Annotated in this window: 24 protein-coding genes, 1 pseudogene and 1 riboswitch; of the genes and pseudogenes, 14 read left to right on the forward strand and 11 right to left on the reverse strand. The window is 60.4% G+C overall.

The genetic code is table 11. From position 1 onward, the window contains the following. Window positions 1–20: 20 nt before the first annotated feature. Window positions 21–123: riboswitch (S-adenosyl-L-homocysteine riboswitch) on the reverse strand. Between the two features lie 197 nt (window positions 124–320). Beyond that, window positions 321–725: an acyl-CoA thioesterase gene (locus AC3WQN_RS04620; protein ID WP_020295316.1), complete on the forward strand. Its 405-nt coding sequence runs from the start codon at window positions 321–323 to the stop codon at window positions 723–725. A gap of 75 nt (window positions 726–800) precedes the next feature. On the opposite strand, the gene AC3WQN_RS04625 is transcribed toward AC3WQN_RS04620, so the two are convergent. Beyond that, complete coding sequence (locus AC3WQN_RS04625) at window positions 801–1,970, reverse strand: MFS transporter (protein ID WP_103398838.1); 1,170 nt, start codon at window positions 1,968–1,970, stop codon at window positions 801–803. A gap of 195 nt (window positions 1,971–2,165) precedes the next feature. Between AC3WQN_RS04625 and AC3WQN_RS04630 the strand changes: the two genes are divergently transcribed. Together AC3WQN_RS04630 and AC3WQN_RS04635 are read left to right on the forward strand one after the other, a co-directional pair. After that, window positions 2,166–2,999: an EamA family transporter gene (locus tag AC3WQN_RS04630; RefSeq protein ID WP_103398839.1), complete on the forward strand. Its 834-nt coding sequence runs from the start codon at window positions 2,166–2,168 to the stop codon at window positions 2,997–2,999. A gap of 35 nt (window positions 3,000–3,034) precedes the next feature. Beyond that, window positions 3,035–3,418, forward strand: a complete 384-nt coding sequence (locus tag AC3WQN_RS04635; protein ID WP_103398840.1) for an MAPEG family protein — start codon at window positions 3,035–3,037, stop codon at window positions 3,416–3,418. A 77-nt stretch (window positions 3,419–3,495) separates the two neighbouring features. Here AC3WQN_RS04635 and mltA read toward each other — a convergent pair whose 3' ends face one another. Further along, window positions 3,496–4,668, reverse strand: coding sequence for a murein transglycosylase A (gene mltA, locus AC3WQN_RS04640; RefSeq protein ID WP_103398841.1), 1,173 nt, complete (start codon window positions 4,666–4,668; stop codon window positions 3,496–3,498). Between the two features lie 127 nt (window positions 4,669–4,795). Here mltA and AC3WQN_RS04645 point away from each other — a divergent pair, with 127 nt between their 5' ends. After that, window positions 4,796–5,245, forward strand: a complete 450-nt coding sequence (locus AC3WQN_RS04645) for a c-type cytochrome (protein WP_103398842.1) — start codon at window positions 4,796–4,798, stop codon at window positions 5,243–5,245. A gap of 78 nt (window positions 5,246–5,323) precedes the next feature. On the opposite strand, the gene AC3WQN_RS04650 is transcribed toward AC3WQN_RS04645, so the two are convergent. From AC3WQN_RS04650 to AC3WQN_RS04665, 4 genes are all read right to left on the reverse strand, one after another. Beyond that, a complete protein-coding gene (locus AC3WQN_RS04650; protein ID WP_103398843.1) occupies window positions 5,324–5,719 on the reverse strand; it encodes a DUF1090 domain-containing protein in 396 nt (131 codons plus the stop codon). Between the two features lie 99 nt (window positions 5,720–5,818). After that, a complete protein-coding gene (gene ligB / locus AC3WQN_RS04655) occupies window positions 5,819–7,501 on the reverse strand; it encodes an NAD-dependent DNA ligase LigB (RefSeq protein ID WP_103398844.1) in 1,683 nt (560 codons plus the stop codon). 144 nt (window positions 7,502–7,645) lie between these two features. Further along, window positions 7,646–8,836: a methionine adenosyltransferase gene (metK, locus tag AC3WQN_RS04660; protein WP_095146139.1), complete on the reverse strand. Its 1,191-nt coding sequence runs from the start codon at window positions 8,834–8,836 to the stop codon at window positions 7,646–7,648. 19 nt (window positions 8,837–8,855) lie between these two features. Next, entirely contained in the window at window positions 8,856–9,851 is a 996-nt protein-coding gene (locus AC3WQN_RS04665; RefSeq protein ID WP_103398845.1) for an ArsR/SmtB family transcription factor, read from the reverse strand. A gap of 260 nt (window positions 9,852–10,111) precedes the next feature. Between AC3WQN_RS04665 and tkt the strand changes: the two genes are divergently transcribed. From tkt to fba, 6 genes are all read left to right on the forward strand, one after another. Continuing rightward, a complete protein-coding gene (tkt, locus tag AC3WQN_RS04670) occupies window positions 10,112–12,109 on the forward strand; it encodes a transketolase (protein ID WP_103398846.1) in 1,998 nt (665 codons plus the stop codon). A gap of 181 nt (window positions 12,110–12,290) precedes the next feature. Beyond that, on the forward strand, window positions 12,291–13,346 hold the full coding sequence (gene epd, locus AC3WQN_RS04675; RefSeq protein WP_095146143.1) for an erythrose-4-phosphate dehydrogenase: 1,056 nt from the start codon (window positions 12,291–12,293) through the stop codon (window positions 13,344–13,346). Between the two features lie 25 nt (window positions 13,347–13,371). Beyond that, window positions 13,372–14,535, forward strand: coding sequence for a phosphoglycerate kinase (locus AC3WQN_RS04680; RefSeq protein WP_095146145.1), 1,164 nt, complete (start codon window positions 13,372–13,374; stop codon window positions 14,533–14,535). A gap of 34 nt (window positions 14,536–14,569) precedes the next feature. After that, entirely contained in the window at window positions 14,570–14,791 is a 222-nt protein-coding gene (locus AC3WQN_RS04685; protein ID WP_095146147.1) for a hypothetical protein, read from the forward strand. Between the two features lie 59 nt (window positions 14,792–14,850). Then, window positions 14,851–15,186, forward strand: coding sequence for an MliC family protein (locus AC3WQN_RS04690; RefSeq protein ID WP_103398847.1), 336 nt, complete (start codon window positions 14,851–14,853; stop codon window positions 15,184–15,186). Between the two features lie 174 nt (window positions 15,187–15,360). Further along, entirely contained in the window at window positions 15,361–16,425 is a 1,065-nt protein-coding gene (gene fba / locus AC3WQN_RS04695; RefSeq protein ID WP_027617054.1) for a class II fructose-bisphosphate aldolase, read from the forward strand. 88 nt (window positions 16,426–16,513) lie between these two features. Here fba and AC3WQN_RS04700 read toward each other — a convergent pair whose 3' ends face one another. The 3 genes from AC3WQN_RS04700 to AC3WQN_RS04710 all read right to left on the reverse strand — a co-directional run bounded on the left by AC3WQN_RS04700 (window position 16,514) and on the right by AC3WQN_RS04710 (window position 18,709). Further along, complete coding sequence (locus tag AC3WQN_RS04700) at window positions 16,514–17,713, reverse strand: type II toxin-antitoxin system HipA family toxin (RefSeq protein WP_103398848.1); 1,200 nt, start codon at window positions 17,711–17,713, stop codon at window positions 16,514–16,516. Further along, complete coding sequence (locus AC3WQN_RS04705) at window positions 17,710–17,961, reverse strand: helix-turn-helix transcriptional regulator (protein WP_103398849.1); 252 nt, start codon at window positions 17,959–17,961, stop codon at window positions 17,710–17,712. Before AC3WQN_RS04705 ends, AC3WQN_RS04700 begins: the two co-directional genes overlap by 4 nt. A gap of 76 nt (window positions 17,962–18,037) precedes the next feature. After that, on the reverse strand, window positions 18,038–18,709 hold the full coding sequence (locus tag AC3WQN_RS04710) for a polysaccharide lyase family 7 protein (protein WP_103398850.1): 672 nt from the start codon (window positions 18,707–18,709) through the stop codon (window positions 18,038–18,040). Between the two features lie 309 nt (window positions 18,710–19,018). On the opposite strand from AC3WQN_RS04710, the gene AC3WQN_RS04715 reads away from it, so the two are divergent. From AC3WQN_RS04715 to AC3WQN_RS04725, 3 genes are read left to right on the forward strand one after another with little or no spacing between them, the layout of a single operon-like run. Then, a complete protein-coding gene (locus AC3WQN_RS04715) occupies window positions 19,019–21,142 on the forward strand; it encodes a putative bifunctional diguanylate cyclase/phosphodiesterase (RefSeq protein WP_103398851.1) in 2,124 nt (707 codons plus the stop codon). Between the two features lie 42 nt (window positions 21,143–21,184). Further along, window positions 21,185–21,676, forward strand: coding sequence for a M48 metallopeptidase family protein (locus tag AC3WQN_RS04720; RefSeq protein WP_095146160.1), 492 nt, complete (start codon window positions 21,185–21,187; stop codon window positions 21,674–21,676). A 23-nt stretch (window positions 21,677–21,699) separates the two neighbouring features. Further along, complete coding sequence (locus AC3WQN_RS04725; RefSeq protein ID WP_103398852.1) at window positions 21,700–21,996, forward strand: winged helix-turn-helix domain-containing protein; 297 nt, start codon at window positions 21,700–21,702, stop codon at window positions 21,994–21,996. Between the two features lie 279 nt (window positions 21,997–22,275). On the opposite strand, the gene AC3WQN_RS04730 is transcribed toward AC3WQN_RS04725, so the two are convergent. Then, window positions 22,276–22,728: a GNAT family N-acetyltransferase gene (locus AC3WQN_RS04730; protein WP_103398853.1), complete on the reverse strand. Its 453-nt coding sequence runs from the start codon at window positions 22,726–22,728 to the stop codon at window positions 22,276–22,278. Between the two features lie 266 nt (window positions 22,729–22,994). Here AC3WQN_RS04730 and AC3WQN_RS04735 point away from each other — a divergent pair, with 266 nt between their 5' ends. Then, window positions 22,995–23,732 carry a substrate-binding periplasmic protein gene (locus AC3WQN_RS04735; RefSeq protein WP_103398854.1) on the forward strand — a complete coding sequence of 246 codons (738 nt, stop codon included), beginning with the start codon at window positions 22,995–22,997 and terminating at the stop codon, window positions 23,730–23,732. Between the two features lie 67 nt (window positions 23,733–23,799). On the opposite strand, the pseudogene AC3WQN_RS04740 reads toward AC3WQN_RS04735, so the two are convergent. Continuing rightward, window positions 23,800–25,041: pseudogene (locus AC3WQN_RS04740) on the reverse strand (YccS/YhfK family putative transporter); the annotation flags it as partial. Window positions 25,042–25,123: the final 82 nt, after the last annotated feature.

Genomic DNA, 25,123 nt, shown 5'->3' on the forward strand with positions numbered 1-25,123 from the left:
AGAGCCTCCATTCGTAAGTATGCGAATGGGCGCCGTTGTGCGTTTAAAGTCTGGCTACTCAAAGCCAGGCAACGCCCCATCCGAGCCTGACAGGTCGAACCTGCTGCAGCGCCCCTCGGACAGGTGGCGGGAAAACGGTAGCAATCGAAGATGACCGTTTTGAAACGGAGGCGATTATAACGAGCCCCGCCGATCTTCCAAAGGGTTTCTGTCGCCCAAATGAAGATCTCTATCGCGACCATAGTCCAAGGCCCATGGAGCCTGACTGCCCGGTCTGCCATGATGACCGGCATCAATCGGCAAGACGGTCAGGAGCGAGCATGAATTTCCACACCCGCAAATGGGTAAAACCCGAAGACCTCAACCCCAACGGCACACTGTTCGGCGGCAGCCTGTTGCGCTGGATCGATGAAGAGGCGGCGATCTATGCCATCGTTCAGCTGGGCAACCAGCGCGTAGTGACCAAGTACATTTCCGAAATCAACTTCGTCAGCGCTTCGCGCCAGGGCGACATCATCGAACTGGGCATCACCGCCACCGAATTCGGTCGTACCTCGATCACCTTGACGTGTGAAGTGCGCAACAAGATCACCCGCAAAAGCATCCTCACCGTGGAGAAGATGGTCTTCGTCAACCTGGGTGAAGACGGCCTGCCCGCACCGCACGGCCGCACCGAGATCAAGTACGTCAAGGACCAGTTCCAGGATGACGCCGCGGTCGAATGATGGCGGTCGTTATGGCGAGGGAGCAAGCGCCCTCGCCACAGGGTTTTGCTTCGCTGCATGGACCCGGCGAAAGGCTCAGCCGGGGACCGTTGCCGTCGCAGCACGGCGACGTTGCAGGTAGATAAAGAACAGCGCCGTCAGCACGGTCAAGCCGCTGACCAGGGCACCGGTCCACGGCAAGTCGGCCAGGTTGGCACCGCTGGCCACCACCAGCCCGCCGATCCAGGCGCCTGCCGCGTTACCGAGGTTGAAGGCGCTCTGGTTCAGGGTTGAACCCAGGTTCGGCGCTTCATGGGCCTGGTCGATGATCAGCAGTTGCAGGATCGGGCACAGCGCGAAGGCAAAGATCCCCCACAGCACCAAGGTAATGGCCGCCGGGATGACCGAGTGGCTGGTCTGGCTGAAGGCGGCCAGGACTACGACCACCGCCAGGGCCATGCCCACCAGTGAAGGCAACAAGCGGCTGTCTGCCAGGCGTCCGCCGAGCATGCTGCCAGCGGTCAGGCCGACACCGAACAACAACAGCATGACGGTGACGCCATGGGGGCTGACACCGGTGATGTCCTGCAGGATCGGCGCGATGTAGGTGAACACGCTGAACAGGCTGGTGGACGCCAGCACGCTCATGCCCAGCGCCAGCAGCACGTTGGCCTTGCCCAGCACTTTGAATTCACTGGCCAGGTTGGCCTTGTCCATGGCGATTGCCTTGGGCAACCAGAGCCATTGGGCGATGGCGGCAATCACGCCGATCACCGAGACCGCCCAGAAGGTGGAGCGCCAACCTGCGTATTGCCCCAGTGCCGTGCCCAGCGGCACACCGAGCACGTTGGCCAGGGTCAGTCCGGTGAACATCATCGCGATCGCCTGGGCCCGCTTGTTGGGAGCCACCAACCCGGCGGCCACCACCGAACCGATGCCGAAGAACGCGCCATGACACAGTGCGGTGATCACCCGGGCCGCCATCAGTGTGCTGTAGTTCGGCGCCAGGGCGCAGAGGATGTTGCCGAGGATGAACATCAGCGTCATGCCCAGCAGTGTGGCCTTGCGCGGCATGTTGGCGGTGCCGACCGCGAGGATAGGTGCACCGAACACCACGCCCAGGGCATAGCCGGTGATCAGCAGCCCGGCGTCGGGAATGCTGACACCCAGGTCGCGGGCGACATCGGGCAGCAAGCCCATGATGACGAATTCAGTGGTGCCGATGCCGAAGGCGGCAACAGCCAAAGCAAGCAAGGCCAGTGGCATGCGCAAGGTCTCTGTCGTTAGTCTTGACGCTCTGATCAGGCAAACGCATGCCGGCTCCCTGATTCGGTGTCGAGTCGGGTAGCAGCGGAATTTTTTTGGAATAAGTTATGTGCGCAAGTGAGTGCAGCGTGGTCGATTGCAGTATAAACAGCTGCTGATCTATGGCGAATCAATTCTATCGAGCAAGGAGGCGACGTGCTGGCGACGGTTCTGGTTCTGGTGGCGGCGCTGTTGCACGCGGCCTGGAACACCCTGATCAAATTCAGTGGTGAGCGACTATTGGTAGTGGCCTGCATGGACAGCGTGGCGATGCTCTTCGTCGCGCTGATGTTGCCCTTCGTGAACCTGCCACCCTTGGCGATCTGGCCGTGGATCCTGGCCTCGGCGGCGTTCGAGTTGCTCTATCGCTATTTGTTGATCCAGGCCTACCGGGTGGGCGACCTGGGGTTGGTCTACCCGTTGATGCGCGGGTTGTCGCCGTTGGTGGTGCTGGCACTGACGCTGATCTTCGCCGGTGAAGTGCTGACCACTCAACAAATCTTCGGCATTCTGCTGATCCCGTTCGGCATGCTCTGTCTGCTGTGGCAGGGCGGTGGTGGCGAGCGGTTACCCTGGTCGATGCTGCCGGTGGTGGCGTTGATTGGCCTGTGCATCGGCTGCTACACCTTCATCGATGGCCAGGCCCTGCGGCGCTGGTCGCATCCACTGGATTATCTGGTGTGGGTCACGCTGCTCAGTGCCTGGCCGTTCCCGCTGCTGGCGCTGGTGCGCAAGCGTCCTGCGTTCTTGCTGTTCTGGCGCGAGCAATGGCGGTTGGGGCTGGCGGTCGGATTCTGTGTGCTGTTCAGCTACGCTCTGGTGCTGTGGGCCATGCAGTTGGGGTCGATTGCCGAGGCGGCGGCACTGCGCGAGATCAGTGTGATCCTGGTGGTGCTGTTCGGCATGCGTTACCTGAAAGAACCATTTGGCAGGCCACGGCTGCTGGCCTGTGGGCTGGTGCTGATGGGTATGCTGGTGATGAAGTTCTGAGCGAATGATCGTAAAACTTAAAAAAGGAACCCGTAATGACTGTTGCTCTGTGGTGCATTTTGATCGCGATTTTCCTGCCGTACCTGTGTATTGGCATCGCCAAGGTCGGGGGCGGGTACCGGCTTCGGGACAATCATGACCCACGGTCCTTCCTGGAAACCCTGGACGGCTTCGCCAAACGGGCTCACGCGGCCCAGCTCAACAGTTTTGAAGTCACGCCGGCATTTGCCGCCGCGGTCATCGTCGCTCATCTGGCCGGCAACGCGGAGCTGGTGACCATCAACGTGCTGTCGGTGCTGTTCATCACCAGTCGCCTGCTGTACATCATTTGCTACCTGGCGGATTGGGCGATCCTGCGTTCGCTGGTGTGGTTTGTCGGCATGGGGCTGATCATCAGTTTCTTCTTCGTATCGATCTAAAGTAACGCGCGGGTGTTGTTGCCGTCGCTGCCGCGGCCTGTGTCTTCGAACGCAGGCTGCGGCAGGATGGCGGCTACTTACTTGGCGTCAGTTACTTGCGGCAACTGTGGCAACGCCACGCCTTTTGGCCATAGCATCCAGATCTGACCTTGTTGTTTCATGTCGCCGGCCAGTTGCCCGGCTGCATCGCCCGTGCCCCAGAACAGGTCGGCTCGCACTTCGCCGGTAATTGCTCCGCCGGTATCCTGTGCGGCGACTGGACGCACCAGCGGGGTGCCGTCAGGCCGGGTGGTGGATAGCCACAAGAGGCTGCCCAGCGGGATTACCTTGCGATCCACCGCCACGCTGTAACCCGATGTCAGCGGCACATTCAGCGAGCCGCGCGGGCCTTCGTTGCTCTCCGGGTTGCGGGTGAAGAACACGTAGCTCGGGTTGCTGCCCAGCAGTTCCGGGATGCGTGTCGGGTGGGCCTTGGCCCAGGCGCTGATGGCACCCATGGTCACGTCTTCTTTTTTCAGCTCGCCCTGATCCACCAACCAACGGCCGATCGGCCGATACGGATGACCGTTCTGGTCGGCATAGGCAATGCGCAGTTGGCGGCCATCTTCGAGCTGAATGCGACCCGAGCCCTGGATCTGCAGGAACTGCAGGTCCATCGGGTCGGTCAACCAGGCCAGTGTTGGCGCCTTGACGCCTTGGGCGCCGATGGTGGCGGCATCGTCGTAGGGCTTGAGTACTCGCCCTTCCAGTCGGCCACGCAGGCGCTTGCCCTTGAGTTCCGGGTAAATGCTGTCCAGAGAGACGATGATCATGTCCTCCGGTATGCCGTAAACCGGCACATTGGCCACCGACGTTTGCGTCAGGCTGCCTGGGTACACGGGTTCGTAGTAGCCGGTGATCAAGCCATTGGCATTGCCGCCCGAGGAACGCAGGCCATAGACCTGCAGGTGCTCCTTGAGGAAGGCGCGGATCGCCTCGGCGTTTTGCGGCACGTTGGCGGCTGCCGCGCAGGTGGCCCCCCAGACCGGATCGGCTTTCAAGCGGGTGCAGGCGCTGCGCCATGAGCCGAAACCGGCCAGCAGGTCGTTATCGGACACCGCTGGCAAGGCGTCCCAGGTCGCGCTGGAGTAGGTGGCGATGGCGTGGGTTTGTGGCTTGGTATGATCGCCACCGTTGCAACCGGCAAACAGGGCGATCATCGGGAAGGTCCAGAGCAGGCTTTTGCGCCAGGCCTTGTAACGGCTGTTCATGCGGTGCTTCCTGTGACGGATTCCGGAGCGCTCAAGCGCTCGGGCAACCCTTATTGTTAATAGGGCTATTGGTCTTTGCGAATGAGGCGAGGATACTGGCCACCGATTTCCGTGACCTTGAGCCACCATGACTCTCAAAAGACTTTCTGTTGTATTGCTGGCCTGCCTGACGCTGTCCGCCTGTGGCGGTGTCGATCCGAACTCGCCGCTGGGCCAGCGCAAGGCGATCTTCAAGCAAATGCTCAAGACCGGCGAAGACCTGGGTGGCATGCTGCGTGGTCGCATCCCGTTCGACGGGCCTAAATTTGCCGAGGGCGCCGTGAAGCTCGATGCGTTGTCCCGTGAGCCGTGGAAGCATTTCCCACAGGTTCGCGAAGAAGACCACACCAGCGCCAAGGATGAGGTCTGGCAAAAGCAGGCGCGCTTCCAGGACATGGCCCGCGCGCTTGAGGCCGCCACCGGTGAGTTGGTGATCGCCAGCCAGGTGCAGCCCTACAAGGCCAGTAATCTGGGCCCTGCAGTGCAGAAAGTCGAAGACGCCTGCAGTGCCTGCCATAAAGAGTTTCGTGATCACTGAGTCCAGAGTCTTCGCAGGTTGACGGTTCACGCTGATGTGCAGGCGCTGGCAAGCCGGCTCCTGCACGTGTGATCCGAATTACTTGTCCAGTTCTTCCAGCGCCTGCTGCAGTTCCTTGCGGGATTCGGCGAGTTTGTCTTTGCGTTTGTTGATCTTCTCCGGATCGCCTTTTTTCATGGCCTTGTCGAGGTCGGCCTGGCGTTGGCTGACTTCGTGCTTGGCGTCCAGCACCTTGTTTTCGCGCTCTTTCTTCAGCGAGGCATCGGTGCAGTGCGTGGTCACTTCGCTCAGGGCCTTTTCCAGGCCGGCCAGTTGCTCGGCATTACCCTGGGCCTTGGCCTGTTCAATCTGGGTGCTGATGGACTGGCGCTTGGCTGCGCAGCCAGTGAGTTCCGGCGTTTGCTCGGTTGCCATCAGGGGCGTGACGATGGCGCTGCACAGGGCGAGCAGGGCAATCGGTGCAAGAAATTTCATAAAGGCTCCGTTTAAGAACGTGTTCAAGTCGGCGAGCAGATGGTCGATTGGAGCGCATCAATACCCGGTGGGTTCAACCGTTGCTGGACATCCGGGACTCTAAAACCCGTCGATGCCGGCAGCGCGTAATTGTTCGCTCAGGGCCTGTACCTGCGGGTCGCGAAAAAAGGCGCTCAATTGCGCCGCGCGCCCTGGGCCGATTCCGGTTTCGGCCTGCCATTGTCCGGTGTCTCGTTGTGCCAGGGACTGCCATGAGCCGGTAAGGCTTGCGTTGCCCGCCGGCGGCATGCCCAAGGCTTTCAGCCAGCGTGAAAAGGGCTGTTGTCGGGCGTGTTGAAAACTGTTTGCCAGGCGGGCACCACTGCGCTCGCCGAAACCATCAATGGTAGCAAGCTCTTGAGCTTCAAGGGTCAACCAATCAAGTAACCCTTTGATACGGCCGGCATCGATCAGTTTTTCCCAGGTGCCGGCTCCCATATGCTGCAGCGCCAGGCCGTGCTTGCCACTGAGCCAGGTCAACCGCGCGCGAAACTGGCTTTCGCATCCGGGTGTCGGTTGCCAGCAACTGAGGGGGTGGAAGTCTTCAGGGTGTGGCGCCAGCACTTCGGGGCGCTCGGTGCTACGCAATACGACGTCGTCGAGCCGGGGGATGGTCAGGCCGGCAAGGCTGATGGCGACGTGATCGCCGGGGCGGATATCCAGGTGTCGCCAGCGTTGCAGTGAGCTGACGCTGACCCGTTTGACCTGTCGATCATCGAGGGTGATCGGCATCAGCTCCAGTACCGGGGTGATGCGCCCGGTGCGGCCGACCGAGAAGTGGACCTTGCGCACCTGCGCCAACGCTTGAGCAACGGGGTATTTCCAGGCGATGACCCAGTACGGCGATTTTGCTTGCCAGCGTTCGGCCGGCGGCCGCGACTGCTGGCGCAGAACGATGCCGTCACTGGCGAAGGGCAGTGGTGTGCGGTACCAATGCTCACGCCAGTGCTCGGCATCGGCAAATGTCTTGATCGGCTTGGAGTGGGGGTGAGTGTCGGCGAAACCCAGCTCGGTCAGCGCTGTCGCCCGCGCTGGCAGGTTGCTCGGGCCTTGGGGCCAGTCCCAGGTGAACAGTCCGGCCTTGTTGGCCTCCTCAAGGCTCAGCGTCTTGCGGGCCATCAGCCCGGCCACGTTGCCACGGGCATTGAGGCTGCCCGCGGTGGCTTGTACGTGATCGGTCAGGCGCCAGTAGAGTTCGCCTTGCACGACCAGATCGACAGGTTGCGTCAGTTGCTGGGGGATTGCATTGATCTTGCGTGCCGGGGCAGTCCAGTCCTGGCCGTTGATACCGTCGCCGCGACTGATTGCCTGTGCAAGTTGTCCCTTGCGATAAACCAGTGTGACTGCAACGCCATCGACTTTGGGTTGAACCCATACGTCATCGCGGGAGGCGAGCCAGCCCTGGACCGCCTGGCCATCGCTCAATTTATCCAGGCCGGTATGGGGGATGGGGTGGAGCACCGTTCCGCGAGCCGTGCTCAGTGGATTGACCGGTGCCGTGCCCAAGTTGAAGCAGGAGCGCCAGCTGTCGAGTCGGGCGCGGGACTGGTCGTAGAGCTCATCGGCAACCAGTGAGCGCCCTTGTCGATGGTAGTTGTCATCCCAGTCGCTGATCTGCTGTTGCAGGGCATTGATTTCCGCGTGGGCGCGCTTGGCTGGCCAGTCGGGGCAGGGGCTTGCGTTGGCGTTCAGGCAAACAGTGGTCAGCCATGCGCCGATCAACAACAGGTGCACAGGTCGCATCATGAGCATCCTTGCTCTGGGGAGGATGCTTGAAGGCTAGATCAGCCATTGCGCGGGGGAGCCCAGGTGCTTTTCAGCGTGTGTCCGGGCATGAAAAAGCCCCGCAGGGCGAGCCGTGCGGGGCTTTTGCTGTAGCTGGGAGGCTTACAGGCCGGCGGCGGAACGCAGGGCGTCGGCGCGGTCGGTTTTTTCCCAGGTGAAGGTGGTGAAGGTGTCTTCGCCCACAGTCTTGGTTTCCGGAGTACGACCGAAGTGGCCGTAAGCAGCGGTTTCCTGGTACATCGGGTGCAGCAGGTCGAGCATGGTGGTGATCGCGTATGGACGCAGGTCGAACACTTCGCGGACCAGTTTGATGATCTTGTCATCGCTGATCTTGCCGGTGCCGAAGGTGTTCAACGAGATCGAAGTCGGCTGAGCGACGCCGATGGCGTAGGAAACCTGAATCTCGCAACGCTCGGCCAGGCCGGCTGCCACGATGTTCTTGGCCACATAACGACCCGCGTAGGCGGCCGAACGGTCAACCTTCGATGGGTCCTTGCCGGAGAACGCACCGCCACCGTGACGGGCCATGCCGCCGTAGGTATCAACGATGATCTTGCGACCGGTCAGGCCGCAGTCGCCTACCGGGCCACCAATGATGAACTGGCCGGTCGGGTTGATGTGGAACTGGGTGTCCTTGTGCAGCAGTTCGGCAGGCAGTACGTGCTTGACGATCAGCTCCATCACGCCTTCGCGCAGGTCCTTGTACGACACTTCCGGGTTGTGCTGGGTCGACAGGACAACGGCGTCGATACCCACCACCTTGCCGTTTTCGTAGCGGCAGGTGACCTGGGACTTGGCGTCCGGACGCAGCCAAGGCAGCAGGCCGGATTTACGGGCTTCGGCCTGGCGCTGCACCAGTTGGTGCGAGAAGGTGATCGGGGCCGGCATCAGCACGTCGGTTTCGTTGCTGGCGTAGCCGAACATCAGGCCCTGGTCGCCGGCACCCTGATCTTCAGGCTTGGCACGGTCGACGCCCTGGTTGATGTCGGGGGACTGCTTGCCGATGATGTTCATCACACCGCAGGTGGCGCCGTCGAAACCGACGTCGGAGCTGTTGTAGCCGATGTCGGTGATGACGTCACGAACGATCTGCTCCAGGTCGACCCAGGCCGATGTGGTGACTTCGCCGGCGATGATCGCCACGCCCGTTTTCACCAGAGTCTCGCACGCCACACGGGCGAACTTGTCTTCAGCAATGATGGCGTCCAGCACCGCATCAGAAATCTGGTCGGCGATTTTGTCCGGATGCCCTTCAGACACGGACTCGGAGGTGAAAAGGGAGTATTCGCTCATCTCGATGGTTTCCTGATATTTACCGATGGTGAGTGTCGCCAGCCGGTCGCTGAAAATGGCGGACCTGAATCTGGAAACCATTACGTAAGCCTACATAGAGGCTTTCCCCGGGAACGAGTCCCGCAGCGGTGGCCCAACGGGCCAGATCGTCCTGTTCAAACCCCAACCAAAGATCACCGCAGGCCTCCCTGGCCCAACTTTGGTTGTGACTGCATAACTCTGTCACTAACAGGCTACCGCCTGGTTGCAGCAAACCGGCCATCTGCTTGAGCGCATCGGCTGGCGCGGCGAAATGGTGCAGGACCATGTTCAGTACAACGCAATCGGCCGCCAGGCTCACGCCATTCAATGCATCGGCCAATTGAAGGCTGACATTTGTCAGCGTTTCACGCTCGCAGACCTGGCGCGCCAGCTCGAGCATGGCCGGGCTGTTGTCGAGGGCCGTGACCTGGGTGAAGCGTCGTGCAAGCTCCGGCAGAAAACTGCCGTCGCCAGGGCCGACTTCGATGGCGGTGGCCGCTTCGTTGAAACTCAGCTTGTCGAGCAATGCCAGTACGCTCTCGCGGTACTGCGGCAGGCCAGCGATCAAGTCTTGCTGGGCACGAAATTTTTCCGCAACCCGTGAGAAAAAGTCCTGGCTGGCGGCAGCCCGCTGCCCGTGAACCTGACTGATCCGCGACTGCACATCGCTGGGCAGGGTCAGGTTGTCCACTTCTTCAAGCAAGGCCGCGTGCAGCTTGCCTCCGAGCAACTCGGTGTGGGGCAGGGCGCGACGGTAGAAAATCGCGTTGCCTTCACGGCGGGTTGCCACCAGATCGGCCTGGGCCAGCACCTTGAGGTGGTGGCTCATGCCCGATTGGCCGGTTGCAAAGATCTGCGCCAGTTCCAGTACGCCAAACGAGTCGTTGGCCAGGGCGCGCAATACATTCAGCCGCAACGGATCACCGCCGGCCTTGCACAGGGCCGCCAGCTCGTCGCAATCGTCATGGCGAATGGAAGGCACACGTAAATTCATAAGGCTGGCAGTCTAGTCACGCGTCGAAAGCACCGCAAGGTCAATATCAAAAAGTTTTGATATTGCTCGATAGATGGCACTTCCCGGGCCGGACCTTACTCTACAAACGAAACGCGGAAAGGTTTCACCTGACCAATACGCAGATATCCACAGGAAAAACCTGCCAGATCGACTATCTGTCATTGCCCCGAGGCTGTCCGCTGAGGGAAAATGCTCGCCTTTTTTCCGTTCCGTTTTTATCAAACCCCAGGAGATCAGCGATGCCCAGCCGTCGTGAGCGTGCCAACGCCATTCGTGCACTCAGCATGGATGCCGTGCAAAAAGCCAACAGCGGCCATCCCGGTGCCCCTATGGGTATGGCGGATATCGCCGAAGTACTTTGGCGTGACTACCTCAAGCACAACCCGAGCAATCCATCCTTCGCCGACCGTGACCGCTTCGTGCTGTCCAACGGTCACGGCTCGATGTTGATCTACTCGCTGCTGCACCTGACTGGCTACGACCTGTCGATCGATGACCTGAAAAGCTTCCGCCAATTGCACAGCCGCACCCCGGGCCACCCGGAACTGGGCTACACCCCAGGTGTTGAAACCACCACTGGCCCGCTGGGCCAGGGGCTGGCGAACGCGGTAGGTTTTGCCCTGGCCGAGAAAGTGCTGGCGGCGCAGTTCAACCGTCCTGGTCACAACGTCGTTGATCACCACACCTACGTATTCCTGGGTGATGGCTGCATGATGGAAGGCATTTCCCACGAAGTCAGCTCCCTGGCCGGTACTCTGGGCCTGGGCAAACTGATTGCCTTCTACGATGACAACGGCATCTCCATCGACGGCGAAGTCGAAGGCTGGTTCACCGATGACACGCCGAAGCGTTTCGAATCCTACGGCTGGCAAGTGATCCGCAACGTTGACGGTCACGATCCGGAAGAGATCAAGATCGCCATCGAAACTGCACGCAAAAGCGAGCAACCGACGCTGATCTGCTGCAAAACCACCATCGGCTTCGGTTCGCCGAACAAGCAGGGCAAGGAAGACTGCCACGGCGCCCCACTGGGTGAAGCGGAAATCGCCCTGACCCGCGCTGCGTTGAAGTGGAACCACGGTCCGTTCGAAGTTCCGGCCGACATCTACGCCGAATGGGACGCCAAGGAAGCGGGTGCTGCCGCCGAAGCCGAGTGGGACCAGCGTTTTGCTGCTTACTCCGCCGAATTCCCTCAACTGGCCAATGAACTGGTTCGTCGTCTGAGCGGTGATCTGCCGGCTGACTTCTCCGAAAAAGCCTCGGCCTATATCGCTGAAGTCGCTGCCAAAGGCGAAACCATCGCCAGCCGTAAAGCCAGCCAGAACGCCCTGAACGCGTTCGGCCCGTTGCTGCCTGAGTTCTTCGGCGGTTCGGCTGACCTGGCCGGTTCCAACCTGACCCTGTGGAAAGGTTGCAAAGGCGTCACGGCTGAAGATGCCAGCGGCAACTACATGTACTACGGCGTGCGCGAGTTCGGCATGACTGCCATCATGAACGGCGTTGCCCTGCACGGCGGCCTGGTGCCTTACGGCGCGACCTTCCTGATGTTCATGGAATACGCCCGCAACGCAGTGCGCATGTCCGCCCTGATGAAGCAGCGTGTGATCCACGTCTACACCCACGACTCCATCGGTCTGGGCGAAGACGGCCCGACGCACCAGCCAATCGAGCAGTTGGCCAGCTTGCGCTGCACGCCGAACCTCGACACCTGGCGTCCAGCCGATGCGGTTGAATCGGCAGTGGCCTGGAAGTGCGCGCTGGAGCGTAAAGACGGTCCTTCGGCCCTGATCTTCTCGCGCCAGAACCTGCAGCACCAAACCCGTGATGCGGTGCAGATCGAACTGATCAACCGTGGTGGTTACGTGCTCAAGGATTGCGCAGGCGAGCCTGAGCTGATCCTGATCGCTACCGGTTCGGAAGTCGGCCTGGCTGTTCAAGCCTTCGACAAACTGACTGAACAGGGTCGCAAGGTGCGCGTGGTTTCCATGCCTTGCACCAGCGTGTTCGATGCCCAGGACGCGGGCTACAAGCAATCGGTCCTGCCATTGCAGGTCAGCGCCCGTATCGCCATCGAGGCCGCCCACGCGGACTACTGGTATAAGTACGTGGGTCTGGAAGGCCGCGTCATCGGCATGACCACCTACGGCGAGTCGGCGCCTGCGCCAGCCCTGTTCGAAGAGTTCGGTTTCACCCTGGAAAACATCCTGGGTCAGGCTGAAGAGCTGCTGGAAGACTAAGTCCGACAGTTGTGCTGTCCGAGCTGACGCCTTCGCGAGCAAGCCCGCTCCCACAGGAGATTTGTTGTGTGACACAAACAGTGTTCACAACATTGACCCAATGTGGGAGCGGGCTTGCTCGCGAAAGCAATAGATCGGGCACCACTGCAATAACGGATTCACCACGGTAATCGAGAACCCCATGCCTCAACCGCGTCCCTACAAAGTTGCACTCAACGGCTACGGCCGGATTGGTCGTTGCGTCTTGCGTGCGTTGTTTGAGCGAGGCTCGGCGGCTGGGTTTGAAATTGTCGCGATCAACGATCTGGCCGACATGGCCAGCATCGAATACCTGACACGCTTCGACTCCACCCATGGCCGGTTCCCCGGCGAGGTGAAGGTCGATGGCGATTGTCTGCATATTAATGGCGACTGCGTGAAGGTCCTGCGCAGTGCTACTCCCGAAGGCATCGATTGGGCGTCGCTTGACGTCGATCTGGTGCTCGAATGTTCCGGTGCCTACAACACCCGTGCCGATGGCCAGCGGTTTCTCGACGCGGGTGCGCCGCGAGTGCTGTTTTCCCAGCCGATGGCCAGCGAGGCGGATGTCGACGCCACTATCGTCTATGGCGTGAACCAGGATTGCCTGACCGGCGATGAGTTGCTGGTGTCCAACGCCTCCTGCACCACCAACTGCGGCGTGCCGCTGTTGCGCTTGCTGGATCAGGCCTTTGGCCTGGACTATGTGTCGATCACCACCATCCACTCGGCGATGAACGACCAGCCGGTGATCGATGCCTATCACCACGAAGACCTGCGCCGCACCCGTTCGGCGTTCCAGTCGGTGATCCCGGTGTCCACTGGTCTGGCGAGAGGCATCGAGCGCCTGTTGCCGGAACTTGCCGGACGAATTCAGGCCAAAGCCGTACGCGTGCCGACGGTCAATGTGTCTTGCCTGGACATCACTCTGCAGACCATGACCGATACTGACGCTACCGAGGTCAACCGGATCTTGCGCGAGGCGGCCACCCGCGGCCCGCTCAAGGGCCTGCTGGCTTACACCGAGCTGCCTCACGCCAGTTGTGATTTTAACCATGACCCACATTCGGCGATCGTCGATGCCAGTCAGACCCGCGTTTCCGGCCCAAGGCTGGTGAACGTACTGGCCTGGTTCGACAACGAATGGGGTTTTGCCAACCGAATGCTGGATGTTGCAGAACACTATCTGCAAACAGCGATTAAACAACCTGCTCTCTAAATAGAGCTAACAGGAAGTGCGACCCATGACCGTGTTGAAGATGACCGACCTCGATCTGCAAGGTAAGCGCGTATTGATCCGCGAAGACCTCAACGTCCCAGTCAAGGACGGTGTAGTCACCAGCGATGCGCGTATCCTGGCTTCGCTGCCGACCATCAAGCTGGCCCTGGAAAAAGGCGCGGCCGTGATGGTCTGCTCGCACCTGGGCCGTCCGACCGAAGGCGAGTTCTCGGCCGAGAACAGCCTGGCGCCAGTCGCCGCTTACCTGAGCAAGGCCCTGGGCCGCGAAGTGCCGCTGGTGGCTGATTACCTGGGTGGCGTCGACGTGAAAGCGGGCGACATCGTGCTGTTCGAAAACGTGCGCTTCAACAAGGGCGAGAAAAAGAACGCCGACGAACTGGCCCAACAATACGCCGCCCTGTGCGACGTGTTCGTGATGGACGCCTTCGGTACCGCCCACCGTGCCGAGGGTTCGACCCATGGCGTGGCCAAGTTCGCCAAAGTCGCCGCAGCGGGTCCGTTGCTGGCAGCCGAACTGGATGCGCTGGGCAAGGCCCTGGGTGCCCCGGCCCAGCCGATGGCCGCCATCGTTGCCGGCTCCAAGGTCTCGACCAAACTCGACGTGCTCAACAGCCTGAGCCAGATCTGCGACCAGCTGATCGTGGGCGGCGGTATCGCCAACACCTTCCTGGCCGCTGCCGGTCACCCGGTGGGCAAATCCCTGTACGAGCCGGACCTGCTGGACACCGCCCGCGCCATCGCCGCCAAAGTCAGCGTGCCGCTGCCGGTCGACGTAGTGGTTGCCAAGGAGTTCGCTGAAAGCGCCACCGCGACCGTCAAGCTGATCGCTGACGTGGCGGAAGACGACATGATCCTGGACATCGGTCCACAAACCGCCGCGCAGTTCGCTGAGTTGCTGAAGTCGTCGAACACCATCCTCTGGAACGGTCCGGTCGGCGTGTTTGAATTCGACCAGTTCGGCAACGGCACCAAAGTCCTGGCCCAGGCCATCGCCGACAGTTCGGCGTTCTCCATTGCCGGTGGTGGCGACACCCTGGCGGCCATCGATAAATATGGCGTTGCCGAGCAAATCTCCTACATTTCTACCGGTGGCGGCGCGTTCCTCGAGTTCGTCGAAGGCAAGGTGCTGCCCGCTGTTGAAGTCCTGGAAAGCCGGGCAAAAGCCTAAGGGCCAGCCGTTGGCCAGGCAAAGGAGTGTGGACATGGTCAAGACGTTAGCGATGTTGATCGCGGCGGGTGTACTGGCCGGCTGTGGGAGTAGTCCCACGGCCGCGCCGGAGCCGGGTGCCGGTGCGCCGGAAAAAGGCTGCTACCAGGCTGACTGGCAGGCGGAAACCAACCCCGTGCTCAACAAGCGTTCCGGACCGGATGGCCTGGATAAATACGAGACGCACACACCCGCCAGGGAACAGGGTTGTCCTTGACGGGTCTGATTCAACAACGCCCAGTGCTGTCGGCGTATGCCGCCAGCCGAGGAAGATGGATGAAAGGCTTGATCGCCGTGGCATGCCTGGCAGTACTTGCCGGTTGCGCCAATTTGAACCCGTTTGCGTCGTCTGCTTCTGCGCCATCGGACAGCTGGACCGACTGGGTCTGTGACAGTCAGGCACCCGTGCACTGGCGGTACACCGACACCACGCGCAGCGCCGTTGATGTGCGGCTTGGCGATGATCAGGTTCACCGCTTGAAGCTCGACCCAGCAGGCTCTGGTTCGCTGTACAGCGACGACCAGTTGGCGTTTCACGTCAAAGGTGAGGAAGGCCTGGTGTACTGGGTCGCCACCAATGACCTGATCGGTCGCGGTTGTAAAGCGCAGTAACAGGATTGATCTGATTCACCGCGCGCCCACAGGAGTCCTGTGTAGCGCTAGAGATTGAAGCAGTACCGAATTCGCAGGCCGGGCTTTACCCCCGATCTGCAATAACTTGAATAGCAGCCGCTGCTACGGCAGGCTTGCACGATTAACGACCCTCAACCGGGAGAGACACACACAATGGCACTTATCAGCATGCGCCAGATGCTGGACCACGCAGCCGAATTCGGCTACGGCGTTCCAGCCTTCAACGTCAACAACCTTGAGCAGATGCGCGCCATCATGGAAGCCGCTGACAAGACTGACTCTCCGGTGATCGTCCAGGCTTCGGCCGGCGCCCGCAAGTACGCGGGTGCGCCATTCCTGCGCCACCTGATCCTGGCGGCAATCGAAGAATTCCCGCACATCCCGGTGTGCATGCACCAGGACCACGGCACCAGCCCTGACGTCTGCCAGCGCTCCATCCAGCTGGGCTTCAGCTCGGTGATGATGGACGGCTCCCTGGGTGAAGACGGCAAGACGCCGACCGACTACGACTACAACGTCCGTGTGACCCAGCAAACCGTCGCCCTGGCTCACGCCTGCGGCGTATCGGTAGAAGGCGAGCTGGGCTGCCTGGGTTCGCTGGAAACCGGCATGGCCGGTGAAGAAGACGGCATCGGCGCCGAAGGCGTTCTGGATCACAGCCAGATGCTGACCGACCCGGAAGAAGCGGCTGACTTCGTCAAGCGCACCCAGGTCGATGCCCTGGCCATCGCCATCGGCACCAGCCACGGCGCCTACAAGTTCACCAAGCCACCGACCGGCGACGTGCTGGCCATCGACCGCATCAAGGAAATCCACAAGCGCATCCCCAACACCCACCTGGTGATGCACGGTTCTTCCTCGGTTCCGCAAGAGTGGCTGGCGATCATCAATCAGTACGGCGGCGACATCAAGGAAACCTACGGCGTGCCGGTTGAAGAAATCGTCGAAGGCATCAAGCACGGCGTGCGCAAGGTCAACATCGACACCGACCTGCGCCTGGCATCCACCGGCGCAATGCGTCGCCTGATGGCCACCAACCCGAGCGAGTTCGACCCGCGTAAGTTCTTCGGCGCCACCGTGACCGCCATGCGCGACGTGTGCATCGCGCGTTACGAAGCCTTCGGTACTGCCGGCAACGCTTCGAAGATCAAGCCGATCTCCCTGGAAGCGATGTACCAGCGTTACCTGAAAGGTGAGCTGAACGCCAAGGTCAACTAAGCCTTTAGTGTTAAACCGTACTAACAAAAAAAACGCCGAGAGGCGTTTTTTTGTTGGGATAAGTTGAATGTAGCCTGCGCTATAAAAACTACCCAAAAGTCAGGGTAAATGGTGCCGCCGCTTGCTCAATGGCGCTGACCACATGAGGTGCCTGTTCCCGATGCTGGGGATAACGCTCAAGCACCACTTCAAGCGCAGCAAGCAATCGCTGGATGCGCTCCTTGGGCTGCTCGACCTCACAAGTGCGCGCAAATTCCAGTAATCCTTGTCGCGAGGCAAACATTGACTTGTTACCCGCCAGATCCAGCGCCAAAACATCCTCCGGAATATAGGCCGTGGTATTGACGATGTCGTAAGCCGGCGCCAAGCGCGCGTCGCGCTGCGTCGGCTCGGAATAGAGCAAGCCGAAGTTCTTCAAATGAGCGTCGCCATTCCCGACAATGCAACTCAGGGCCACGCTATCGAAAAGTTGATCAAGGGAAGAGCGCTGATGTTTTGCCGGGCAGAACACACGAACCGCCTTGGCGATTGCTGCATAACTCTTGCTGTACTTCTGGTCGGCCGAAAGCCCCATCAACACCGCCATGTCCTCAAAGCCAATCGGGTTGAGCTGGTCGTCGCGGTCAAAGCGACGCATGACAAACAGCTTGGCATTATCGGAGAGGTAAAACGGCGGAACGGGAATGCCCGCTTCTTTCGCAATGGACATGCAAAGGAACTCGTTGATCGCCAGGCCGGGAAATTCGTCTCGGCCACTTTTGATGATCAGGTCCGAGGTTTTCGACGTCACTCGCGGCAACCCGGCTTCCTGCTGTTCCGGCACCAGCACTTTGGGTTGAACACCTGAAATGCCTGACCGCAGGATGTAGCGATCAAGAAGGCCGGCGAAGATATCTTCCGTGCCGTCCCACGTCAGAATCTCTTCGAGTTTTTCTCCCGGAAAGTGTTGCTCCCCCAGTAAGGCGTCAACCGCATCAGAGCGCACCTGAACTCTTCCGATGGGCGAAGTGCTGCCGGAAAGCGCCAGTAGCAGCATCGGGTCGACATTGACGATTTTAGCCAGGCGATTACGCAGTTGCTCCAGTACATAGCCTTCCGGCAAGTTCATCTGAAAAATAGGATGCAGCTCACGCCGACGAAACTCGTCAGGTCGTACGGGCATCGACAAGCTGATTGCCATGCCAGGCAATGCATCTTCGTGATAACGGAAAGTGAAACCCTCTGCACGGGTGAGAATCCTGCCGCAATTCCCCTCTGGCGTGCTGACTTTGAGAGAGGTCATTTTCATTCGAACAAATCCCCAAGCTCTTCAAGGGTCGGCATAGCGGCCGGCACGACAGTGAGCTCACAATCCAGAGCGCCCAGGATGCGCGCATAAGCGATCATGCCGACGGAAAGGGTGCCCTTCTCTACAGCAATGACTTTATGTCGTGTCAGCCCCGCGAGTTCAGCAAGCTGTACTTGCGTCAGGCCACGGCTCACACGTTTTTCGCGTAACTGGTTGCCAAGGCGGGCGATCAGCAGAAAATAGTCCATGTTCTGTTACCGTGACATTTATAGATGAATGTAACGTATGCGCCACTCCATGGCGATAGCTTATGTTTGGGTGCACTCAGGTTTGATCGTGATCAATATCCAGCTTGCTGAACGTCACTTTCCCGCCTTCGCTGGTGTAGCCGGTGTTGTCCTGCACATAGACCCCGGCCTTGAAGTACAGCGGTTTGTTGCTCCAGGTCGCACTGATCTGGGTATCCCACGAGTAGCCGGCGGCGCTGATGCCCAGGGCTCCGCCGGGGCTGAGATGGATCAGGTAGGAGAATTCCCGGTCGAGTTTGACCCCGGTGGCGATGGTGATCACCCGGCCCACATCGTCGTCCGGGCGCATGCGCACCTTGGCCACGATGTTGCCGGTCGAGGTGCTGGTCTTGTACTGGTATTCGACCTTCACCATCGGCTTCTGGCTGTTGTAGGCGTGAATCTGGCCGATGACGATCTTGCCTGAACTCGGCACCTGATTGACTGCCAGGGTGGCGCGTAGCGAGTTGTCGGCGTCAGGGTAGAGCCAGTTGTGCAGCGTACCGTTGCTGTAGGTTTCGCGCAGTTCAGTGCGAGGGTAGATCGCGTTTTCGGTGCGCGAGCCGGTGACCGCTGTCCAGAAGAACAGGGTGCCGGTATCGGAGTGGAAATATTGGTCCTTGTAACCGCTCACCAGTCGAGGGGTGTCGATGGTGGCCGGCGGGCTGCCGACGGGAATGCTGAGGTTCCAGGTTGCGAGATCGATCATCGTCAAAGCGTCCATGAATGCGGCCGGAACGTACGTGCCAGAAGCTCTGGCCCGCACATTAGAGGGCGGTCTTTATAAGCGCTGAGGTGGGTTTTGTTAATGTCCGTCCGGCGGGTTATTGGCGTCAGCCGTCTGTCGGCTTCCACCCTCATCGGTTTTCGTGGCCTGTAACAACGACCGTTAGTCGGGAGCCTGGAGTTTTGCCGAATGATGGCGTATTGCTTACTTCTGATTTGGTTGATCCCGGTCTAGAGTGAAACCTGTCCGGTTTTTCGGTATCCCGCTTGACGCCATCACAAGAGAAGCAGCATGGAATGCGCGCAACCCAAGCCAGCTGAAGGCCGTCCGGTTCTATTGATCGTCGATGATTACCCTGAAAACCTGATCAGCATGCGTGCGTTGCTGCAGCGTCAGGATTGGCAGGTGATGACGGCGGCTTCCGGTTTCGAAGCCCTGAACCTGTTGCTTGAACACGAAGTCGATCTGGTGCTGCTGGATGTGCAGATGCCGGACATGGACGGATTTGAAGTCGCCCGCCTGATGCGCGGCAGCCAGCGAACGCACCTGACACCGATCATTTTCCTCACCGCCAACGAACAGTCCCAGGACGCCGTGATCAAGGGCTATGCCAATGGTGCGGTGGACTACCTGTTCAAACCCTTCGACCCGCAGATTCTCAAACCCAAGGTGCAGGCCCTGCTTGAGCATCAGCGTAACCGCCGGGCGCTGCAACGCTTGAGTCAGGACCTGGAAGCGGCCCGGGCCTTCAATGCGTCGGTGCTGGAAAACGCCGCCGAAGGTATTCTTGTGGTGGGCGAAGAAGGCCTGATCCGCTTTGCCAACCCGGCCATCTCGCGCTTGCTCAACGCGACGGTGGCTGATTTGCAAGGTTCAGAGCTCGTCGACTTCCTGCAAAAACCACACATCCCCGTGTGGAATGATTCAGACATCTACAGCGGTTACCGCCGGGGTGAGACCTGGCGCGTGCATGATGCGATCCTGCGCACGGCACCCGGTCAGCAGGTGCCGGTAGCGCTCTCCTGTGCGCCACTGCCGCCTGAGCAGAAGGCCATGGTGGTGACGGTGCTCGACATGTCGGTGGTGCGTCACCTGCACCAGCAACTGGAGTTCCAGGCGGTTACCGACCCTTTGACCGGGTTGCTCAACCGACGCGGGTTCTACCAGGCCGTGGAAACCCTGCTGCCGCGCAGTGAGCGCTCCGGCAGCGCCTGGGTGCTGTTGTACCTGGATCTGGACGGGTTCAAGCGGGTCAACGATTTGTTGGGACATGACGCGGGTGATCGCGTGCTGCGCTGGGTTTCCGAGCAATTGAAGGCCTGCCTGCGGCCATTCGATATCCTGGCGCGGATGGGCGGGGATGAATTTACCGCGCTGCTTGACCTGGAGCTTCCCGAGCAAGCGGCGAAGATTGCGGAAAAGATCATTGAGCGGGTGTCGATCTGTCAGCAGATCGAGGGTATGGATATGGCGTTGGGGGTGAGCATCGGGATCGCCACTTACCCTGACTGTGGGGCCAGTCTCGATGGACTGTTGCGTGCTTCCGATATCGCCATGTACGAGGCCAAGCGAGCCGGGCGCCAGCAGTATCGGTTCTACGACCATGAAATGAACGGCCGGGCGCGGACGCGTCTGATGCTTGAGGAGAGCGTGCGCACGGCCATCGAAAACAAGGATTTCAGCCTGGTCTATCAACCCCAGGTGTCGATTGTCGACGGGCGAGTACGCGGGTTCGAGGCGTTATTGCGCTGGCAGCACCCGAGTGTCGGCGATGTACCGCCGGGGTTGTTTTTGCCGCTACTGGAGGAAGCGCGATTGATCAGCCGCTTGGGCAGCTGGATTTACCATCGCAGCACCCGGCAGCGAAAAGCCTGGGACAACCTGTTTGCTGACGACGTGGTGATCGCGGTCAGCCTGAGCAGCACCCAGTTCGGCATGCCCGGCCTCGCCACCGAACTGCGGCAGGTGCTGGCGCGTCACCAACTGCAACCGGGGCAGATGGAAGTGGAAATCACCGAGGAGGCCTTGATGCAAAACCTCGATGAGTCGCACAAACAGTTGCGCCTGCTGCGTCACCTGGGGGTGCGGGTTGCGCTGGATGATTTTGGTGCCGGGGCGTGTTCCCTGGCCCATTTGCGGGACTTGGCACTGGACACGCTGAAGCTTGACCGACACCTGATCGCCCGCATTCTCGATTCTCCCCGGGACGCGGCACTGGCTCAAAGCGTGATCGGGTTATGCAAGCAATTCGGGATGCTGGTGATCGCCGAAGGGGTGGAGACCGTTGCGCAGTATCAGTGGCTGGAGGCCAACGGCTGCCAGTATGTGCAGGGTTTCCTGGTGGCCCGGCCGCTGATGGCCGAGGACGTCGCGGGCTTTGTACGGCCGTTTGACTGGAGCGCGCTGACGGCCTGAATTCGCTACACTGGCGCTCTTTCGTCACTCTGTTGTTGCCCCATGACTGCGCTCAAATACCTCCAGGCTTACCCTGCCACCCTACAAGCACAGGTGCGTCAGTTGATCGATGAGGATCGGCTGGGCGAGTACCTGAGCCAGCGTTACCCGGACAAGCACGCGATACAGAGCGACAAGGCGTTGTACAACTATGCCCTGGAACTGAAACAGGAATACCTGCGCAATGCCCCGGCTATCGACAAGGTACTGTTCGATAACCGCCTGGACCTGACTCACCGAGCGCTCGGCCTGCACACGGCGATCTCCCGGGTGCAGGGTGGCAAGCTCAAGGCCAAGAAAGAAATCCGCATCGCCTCCTTGTTCAAGGACGCCGCCCCGCAATTCCTGAAGATGATCGTGGTCCACGAACTGGCGCATTTCAAAGAGTCCGACCACAACAAAGCCTTCTACAAGCTGTGCGAGCACATGCTGCCGGGTTATCACCAGCTGGAGTTTGATTTGCGGGTTTACCTGACGTGGCGGGACATGCAGTAACTATCGCAACAAGGAGTGTCTGGATGGACGTGAGCAAGACCAAGAGCAGCTTCTACCGCCGCTTGTACGTGGCGTACCTGATCGACAGCGGGCTGGCCAGCAGTGTCCCGGCGTTGACCGAGGTGACGGGCATGCCCCGGCGCACCGCCCAGGACACGATCGCGGCGCTGGCGGACCTGGACATCCTTTGCGAGTTCGAGCAGGAGGAGGGCGCGCGCAACCATGCCGGGCGCTATCGGATTCGTGAGTGGGGGGCGATTGATCCGCGCTGGATCGAGCAGCATCTGCGGCAGATCAAGGCAGTGTTGGAGTATCCCTGAATACAGGCCCGTCTTTTAGGGTGAAGGAGCCGTCTTCCTCGCCACATCAAGTTAAGAAAAGCTTGAAGTGAGTGAGGGCCCCGTGGCGAGGGAGCTTGCTCCCGCTGGGTTGCGCAGCAGCCCCAAAAAGACAAACGCGTCAGGCCTGTAGAAACGCGGTTGCCGGACTTGCGACCGCTTCGCGGTCGAGCGGGAGCAAGCTCCCTCGCCACGGGGATGTATTGGGCAATCCTATCCTTGGCTGACCAATATTGCCCCCACTACAAGGCCCTGCCTGACCTAAGACCGACGCATGCCGATATGTGGAATGTCGTCTTCCAGATACTCCACGCCCGTCACGGCAAAGCCGTAGCGGCCGTAGTAGTCCTGCAAATGGGCCTGGGCCGACAGGTAGATCGGTGTGTCGGGCCAATGCTTCCCGGCTTGTTTGAGCGCTTGTTCCATCAACTCATGGCCCAGGCCCTGGCCCCGTGCATCGGCGGCAATCACCACGCGCCCGATGACCACGTCACCGCCCTGTGAGGCCGGGTCGAGCAAGCGCAGGTAGGCCACCAGTCGATCACCGTCCCAGGCCATCAAGTGGCAGGTGTCACTCTCCAGATCCTGGCCGTCCACTTCCTGATAGGCGCATTTCTGTTCAACGACAAACACCTGTGTGCGCAGTTGCAAGATGGCATAGAGTTGCTCTTTGCCCAGATCGCTGTGGTGTTTGCAGACCCAATCGACTGTCATTTTCCCGTCCTGTGAAAAGCCTGTTTCCGATACTAAGCGTCTCGGCGCGGGATGTCTTGCTTGCATGAAAATCTGTGACAAAGGCCAAAATGCCATCATTCATTTCTCGCGGCCCCGTGATCTTTGTGTAATCTGGATTGGCGCGCTTTTCAGTGGCGATGATGAGCTACTGTTAAAGGCCGGGGTTGTGGCCGCCACGCGGCATACGGGTTATCGAGTTCGGCTAAAAACACGCTGGGCTGTACGCCCGCTAAGGATTTTTTGGCATGCCGCGATTGCATCGAGCCTTTGCCTTGATTGGACTGCTGTTCCTGAGCCAGGGCGCCACAGCGGAAAAATTACGCCTGGTGGCTGATGCATGGCCGCCGTTCACCGACATCGCACTGGTCAATGGCGGGCTGGCAACCGACATCGTCAGTACCGCCCTGGCGCGGGCCGGTTATGCCAGTGAGTTCGAGCAGGTGCCGTGGGCCAGGGCGATGCTGGGTGTGGGGGACGGTCGTTACGATGTACTGGTCAATGCCTGGTACAACGAGGAGCGCACCCAGATGGGGCAGTTCTCCGGCGAATACCTGCTCAACCGGATTCGTTTCATCAAGCGCAAAGACACACCCATCGAATACAACACCCTTCAGCAGTTGCACACTTATCCGATTGCCGTGGTTCGCGGGTATGCCTACTCACCCCAATTCGACGCTGATGCGGTGCTGCAAAAAGTGCCGGTGCACAACTTCCCCATGGCGGTGCGCATGCTCGCCGCCGATCGGGTGAAGCTGGCGCTGGAGGATGAGTACGTCGCGCGCTACTACCTGGCGCGCGAATCACCCAAGGTGCGTAATGCCGTGGAGTTCTTGCCACGGGCCTTGAGCGAAAACAGCCTGCATATCCTGGTCAGCCTGAAAAATCCCGATCATGCGCGGATCGTCGCGGGTTTCGACCGTGAAATTGCCGGGATGAAGGCCGATGGCAGCTATGACCGGTTGCTCAGGCAGCATGGGATGTAAGTTCGATAGCTACAAGCGTGAGCACGGTGAACCGTTCTGCAGGGTTGGCTTGCCAGCGAAGCTACCCTCACGCCTGGCCCGTGTCCTTGATCAAATGCGCGGCCAGCGTGCGTAGCGGACCCAGTTGCCGGCAGATCAGCGCCAGCTGGGTCTGCACCAGGCGCTGGCCTTCATCGATCTCATCGGGCATCTGCTCGAGTTCGGCGGCCAGGGCTTCTTCGTCGTCACTCTGGATCGCAATCGGCAATTTGTTTGCCAGGCCCTGGGCGATGTCGTCGATGCTGGTGGCCAGGCTGACGCCGGCACCGTTGATCAGTTGCTCCCGGACGTCATCCGGGAGCTGGGTTTCACGGTGCGCGCCCAGCCCCGAAAGGTAGCTGAGCAGGGTGTGGGACAGCACCAGGAAGCGGAAGCCGACGTCCGCTTCCTTGCGAAAGTGCCCCGGTTCCATGAGCATGTTGGCCAGGGTGGTCGACAGCGCGGCGTCGGCGTTGTGGGCATTGCGGCGGGCCAGGCGGTAGGCCAGGTCGTCGCGTTTGCCGGCGGCGTATTGCTGCATGATTTGCCGCAAGTAGATGCTGTTGCAGGTCAGGGTATTGGCCAGCACCTTGTTCAGCCGTCGGCCCTGCCAGTCCGGCAGGAACAGGAAGACGGCGAGCCCGGCGATCAGGCTGCCGAGCAAGGTATCGAACAGGCGTGGCAGGAACAGCCCGTAACCATCCCCCACCTGATTGAAGCAGAACAGCACCATCAGGGTAATGGCCGCCGTGGCCAGGGTGTAGCGCGTGGTGCGATAGATAAAGAACACCACCCCGGCGGCGATGGCGAAACACGATTGCACCAGCGGATTGGGGAACAGGTCGAACAGTGCCCAGGCCACGGTCAGGCCAATGGCCGTGCCGATGATCCGCTGGCCGAGTTTGCGCCGCGTCGCGCCATAGTTCGGTTGGCAGACAAACAGCGTGGTGAGGATGATCCAGTAGCCCTGGGAGGGATGGATCAAGTGCACCATGCCGTAGCCGATACTCAGGGCCAGGGGCAACCGCAGGGCATGGCGGAACAGCAGCGAGGTGGGGGTCAGCTGCGTGCGCAGGCGTGTCCACACATCCTTGAGGTTGCGCGGCGAACGATCCAGCAGGCTGCTGTCGGTGGCATCCGCCAGGGCATCGGGGTTGCTGGCATCGCTGAGCAGGCGGTCGAGGGTGCCGAGGTTGGCTGCCAGTGCGCGCAACGAGCGCAGCAAGCCACGCCAGGCCGGGTTGCTCTGCACACGCAAGTGTTCCAGGGAGGCGTCCAGATCGCTCAAGGCTTGCGCAAAGCTGGGGTGACGAACCGCTGTTGAAAGCCGCATTCAAACGTCTGGCCGCTGGGATGGAACGGTTGGACCTACT

The sequence above is a fragment of the Pseudomonas sp. FW300-N1A1 genome (assembly GCF_058789115.1).

What these genes read in the sequence shown, in the direction of transcription:
- AC3WQN_RS04620 (WP_020295316.1), top strand. Translation starts at nt 321, where the DNA reads ATGAATTTCCACACCCGCAAATGGGTAAAACCCGAAGACCTCAACCCC.
- AC3WQN_RS04625 (WP_103398838.1), bottom strand. Translation starts at nt 1,970, where the DNA reads ATGCCACTGGCCTTGCTTGCTTTGGCTGTTGCCGCCTTCGGCATCGGC.
- AC3WQN_RS04635 (WP_103398840.1), top strand. Translation starts at nt 3,035, where the DNA reads ATGACTGTTGCTCTGTGGTGCATTTTGATCGCGATTTTCCTGCCGTAC.
- mltA (WP_103398841.1), bottom strand. Translation starts at nt 4,668, where the DNA reads ATGAACAGCCGTTACAAGGCCTGGCGCAAAAGCCTGCTCTGGACCTTC.
- AC3WQN_RS04645 (WP_103398842.1), top strand. Translation starts at nt 4,796, where the DNA reads ATGACTCTCAAAAGACTTTCTGTTGTATTGCTGGCCTGCCTGACGCTG.
- AC3WQN_RS04650 (WP_103398843.1), bottom strand. Translation starts at nt 5,719, where the DNA reads ATGAAATTTCTTGCACCGATTGCCCTGCTCGCCCTGTGCAGCGCCATC.
- ligB (WP_103398844.1), bottom strand. Translation starts at nt 7,501, where the DNA reads ATGCGACCTGTGCACCTGTTGTTGATCGGCGCATGGCTGACCACTGTT.
- metK (WP_095146139.1), bottom strand. Translation starts at nt 8,836, where the DNA reads ATGAGCGAATACTCCCTTTTCACCTCCGAGTCCGTGTCTGAAGGGCAT.
- AC3WQN_RS04665 (WP_103398845.1), bottom strand. Translation starts at nt 9,851, where the DNA reads ATGAATTTACGTGTGCCTTCCATTCGCCATGACGATTGCGACGAGCTG.
- tkt (WP_103398846.1), top strand. Translation starts at nt 10,112, where the DNA reads ATGCCCAGCCGTCGTGAGCGTGCCAACGCCATTCGTGCACTCAGCATG.
- epd (WP_095146143.1), top strand. Translation starts at nt 12,291, where the DNA reads ATGCCTCAACCGCGTCCCTACAAAGTTGCACTCAACGGCTACGGCCGG.
- AC3WQN_RS04680 (WP_095146145.1), top strand. Translation starts at nt 13,372, where the DNA reads ATGACCGTGTTGAAGATGACCGACCTCGATCTGCAAGGTAAGCGCGTA.
- AC3WQN_RS04685 (WP_095146147.1), top strand. Translation starts at nt 14,570, where the DNA reads ATGGTCAAGACGTTAGCGATGTTGATCGCGGCGGGTGTACTGGCCGGC.
- AC3WQN_RS04690 (WP_103398847.1), top strand. Translation starts at nt 14,851, where the DNA reads ATGAAAGGCTTGATCGCCGTGGCATGCCTGGCAGTACTTGCCGGTTGC.
- fba (WP_027617054.1), top strand. Translation starts at nt 15,361, where the DNA reads ATGGCACTTATCAGCATGCGCCAGATGCTGGACCACGCAGCCGAATTC.
- AC3WQN_RS04700 (WP_103398848.1), bottom strand. Translation starts at nt 17,713, where the DNA reads ATGAAAATGACCTCTCTCAAAGTCAGCACGCCAGAGGGGAATTGCGGC.
- AC3WQN_RS04705 (WP_103398849.1), bottom strand. Translation starts at nt 17,961, where the DNA reads ATGGACTATTTTCTGCTGATCGCCCGCCTTGGCAACCAGTTACGCGAA.
- AC3WQN_RS04710 (WP_103398850.1), bottom strand. Translation starts at nt 18,709, where the DNA reads ATGATCGATCTCGCAACCTGGAACCTCAGCATTCCCGTCGGCAGCCCG.
- AC3WQN_RS04715 (WP_103398851.1), top strand. Translation starts at nt 19,019, where the DNA reads ATGGAATGCGCGCAACCCAAGCCAGCTGAAGGCCGTCCGGTTCTATTG.
- AC3WQN_RS04720 (WP_095146160.1), top strand. Translation starts at nt 21,185, where the DNA reads ATGACTGCGCTCAAATACCTCCAGGCTTACCCTGCCACCCTACAAGCA.
- AC3WQN_RS04725 (WP_103398852.1), top strand. Translation starts at nt 21,700, where the DNA reads ATGGACGTGAGCAAGACCAAGAGCAGCTTCTACCGCCGCTTGTACGTG.
- AC3WQN_RS04730 (WP_103398853.1), bottom strand. Translation starts at nt 22,728, where the DNA reads ATGACAGTCGATTGGGTCTGCAAACACCACAGCGATCTGGGCAAAGAG.
- AC3WQN_RS04735 (WP_103398854.1), top strand. Translation starts at nt 22,995, where the DNA reads ATGCCGCGATTGCATCGAGCCTTTGCCTTGATTGGACTGCTGTTCCTG.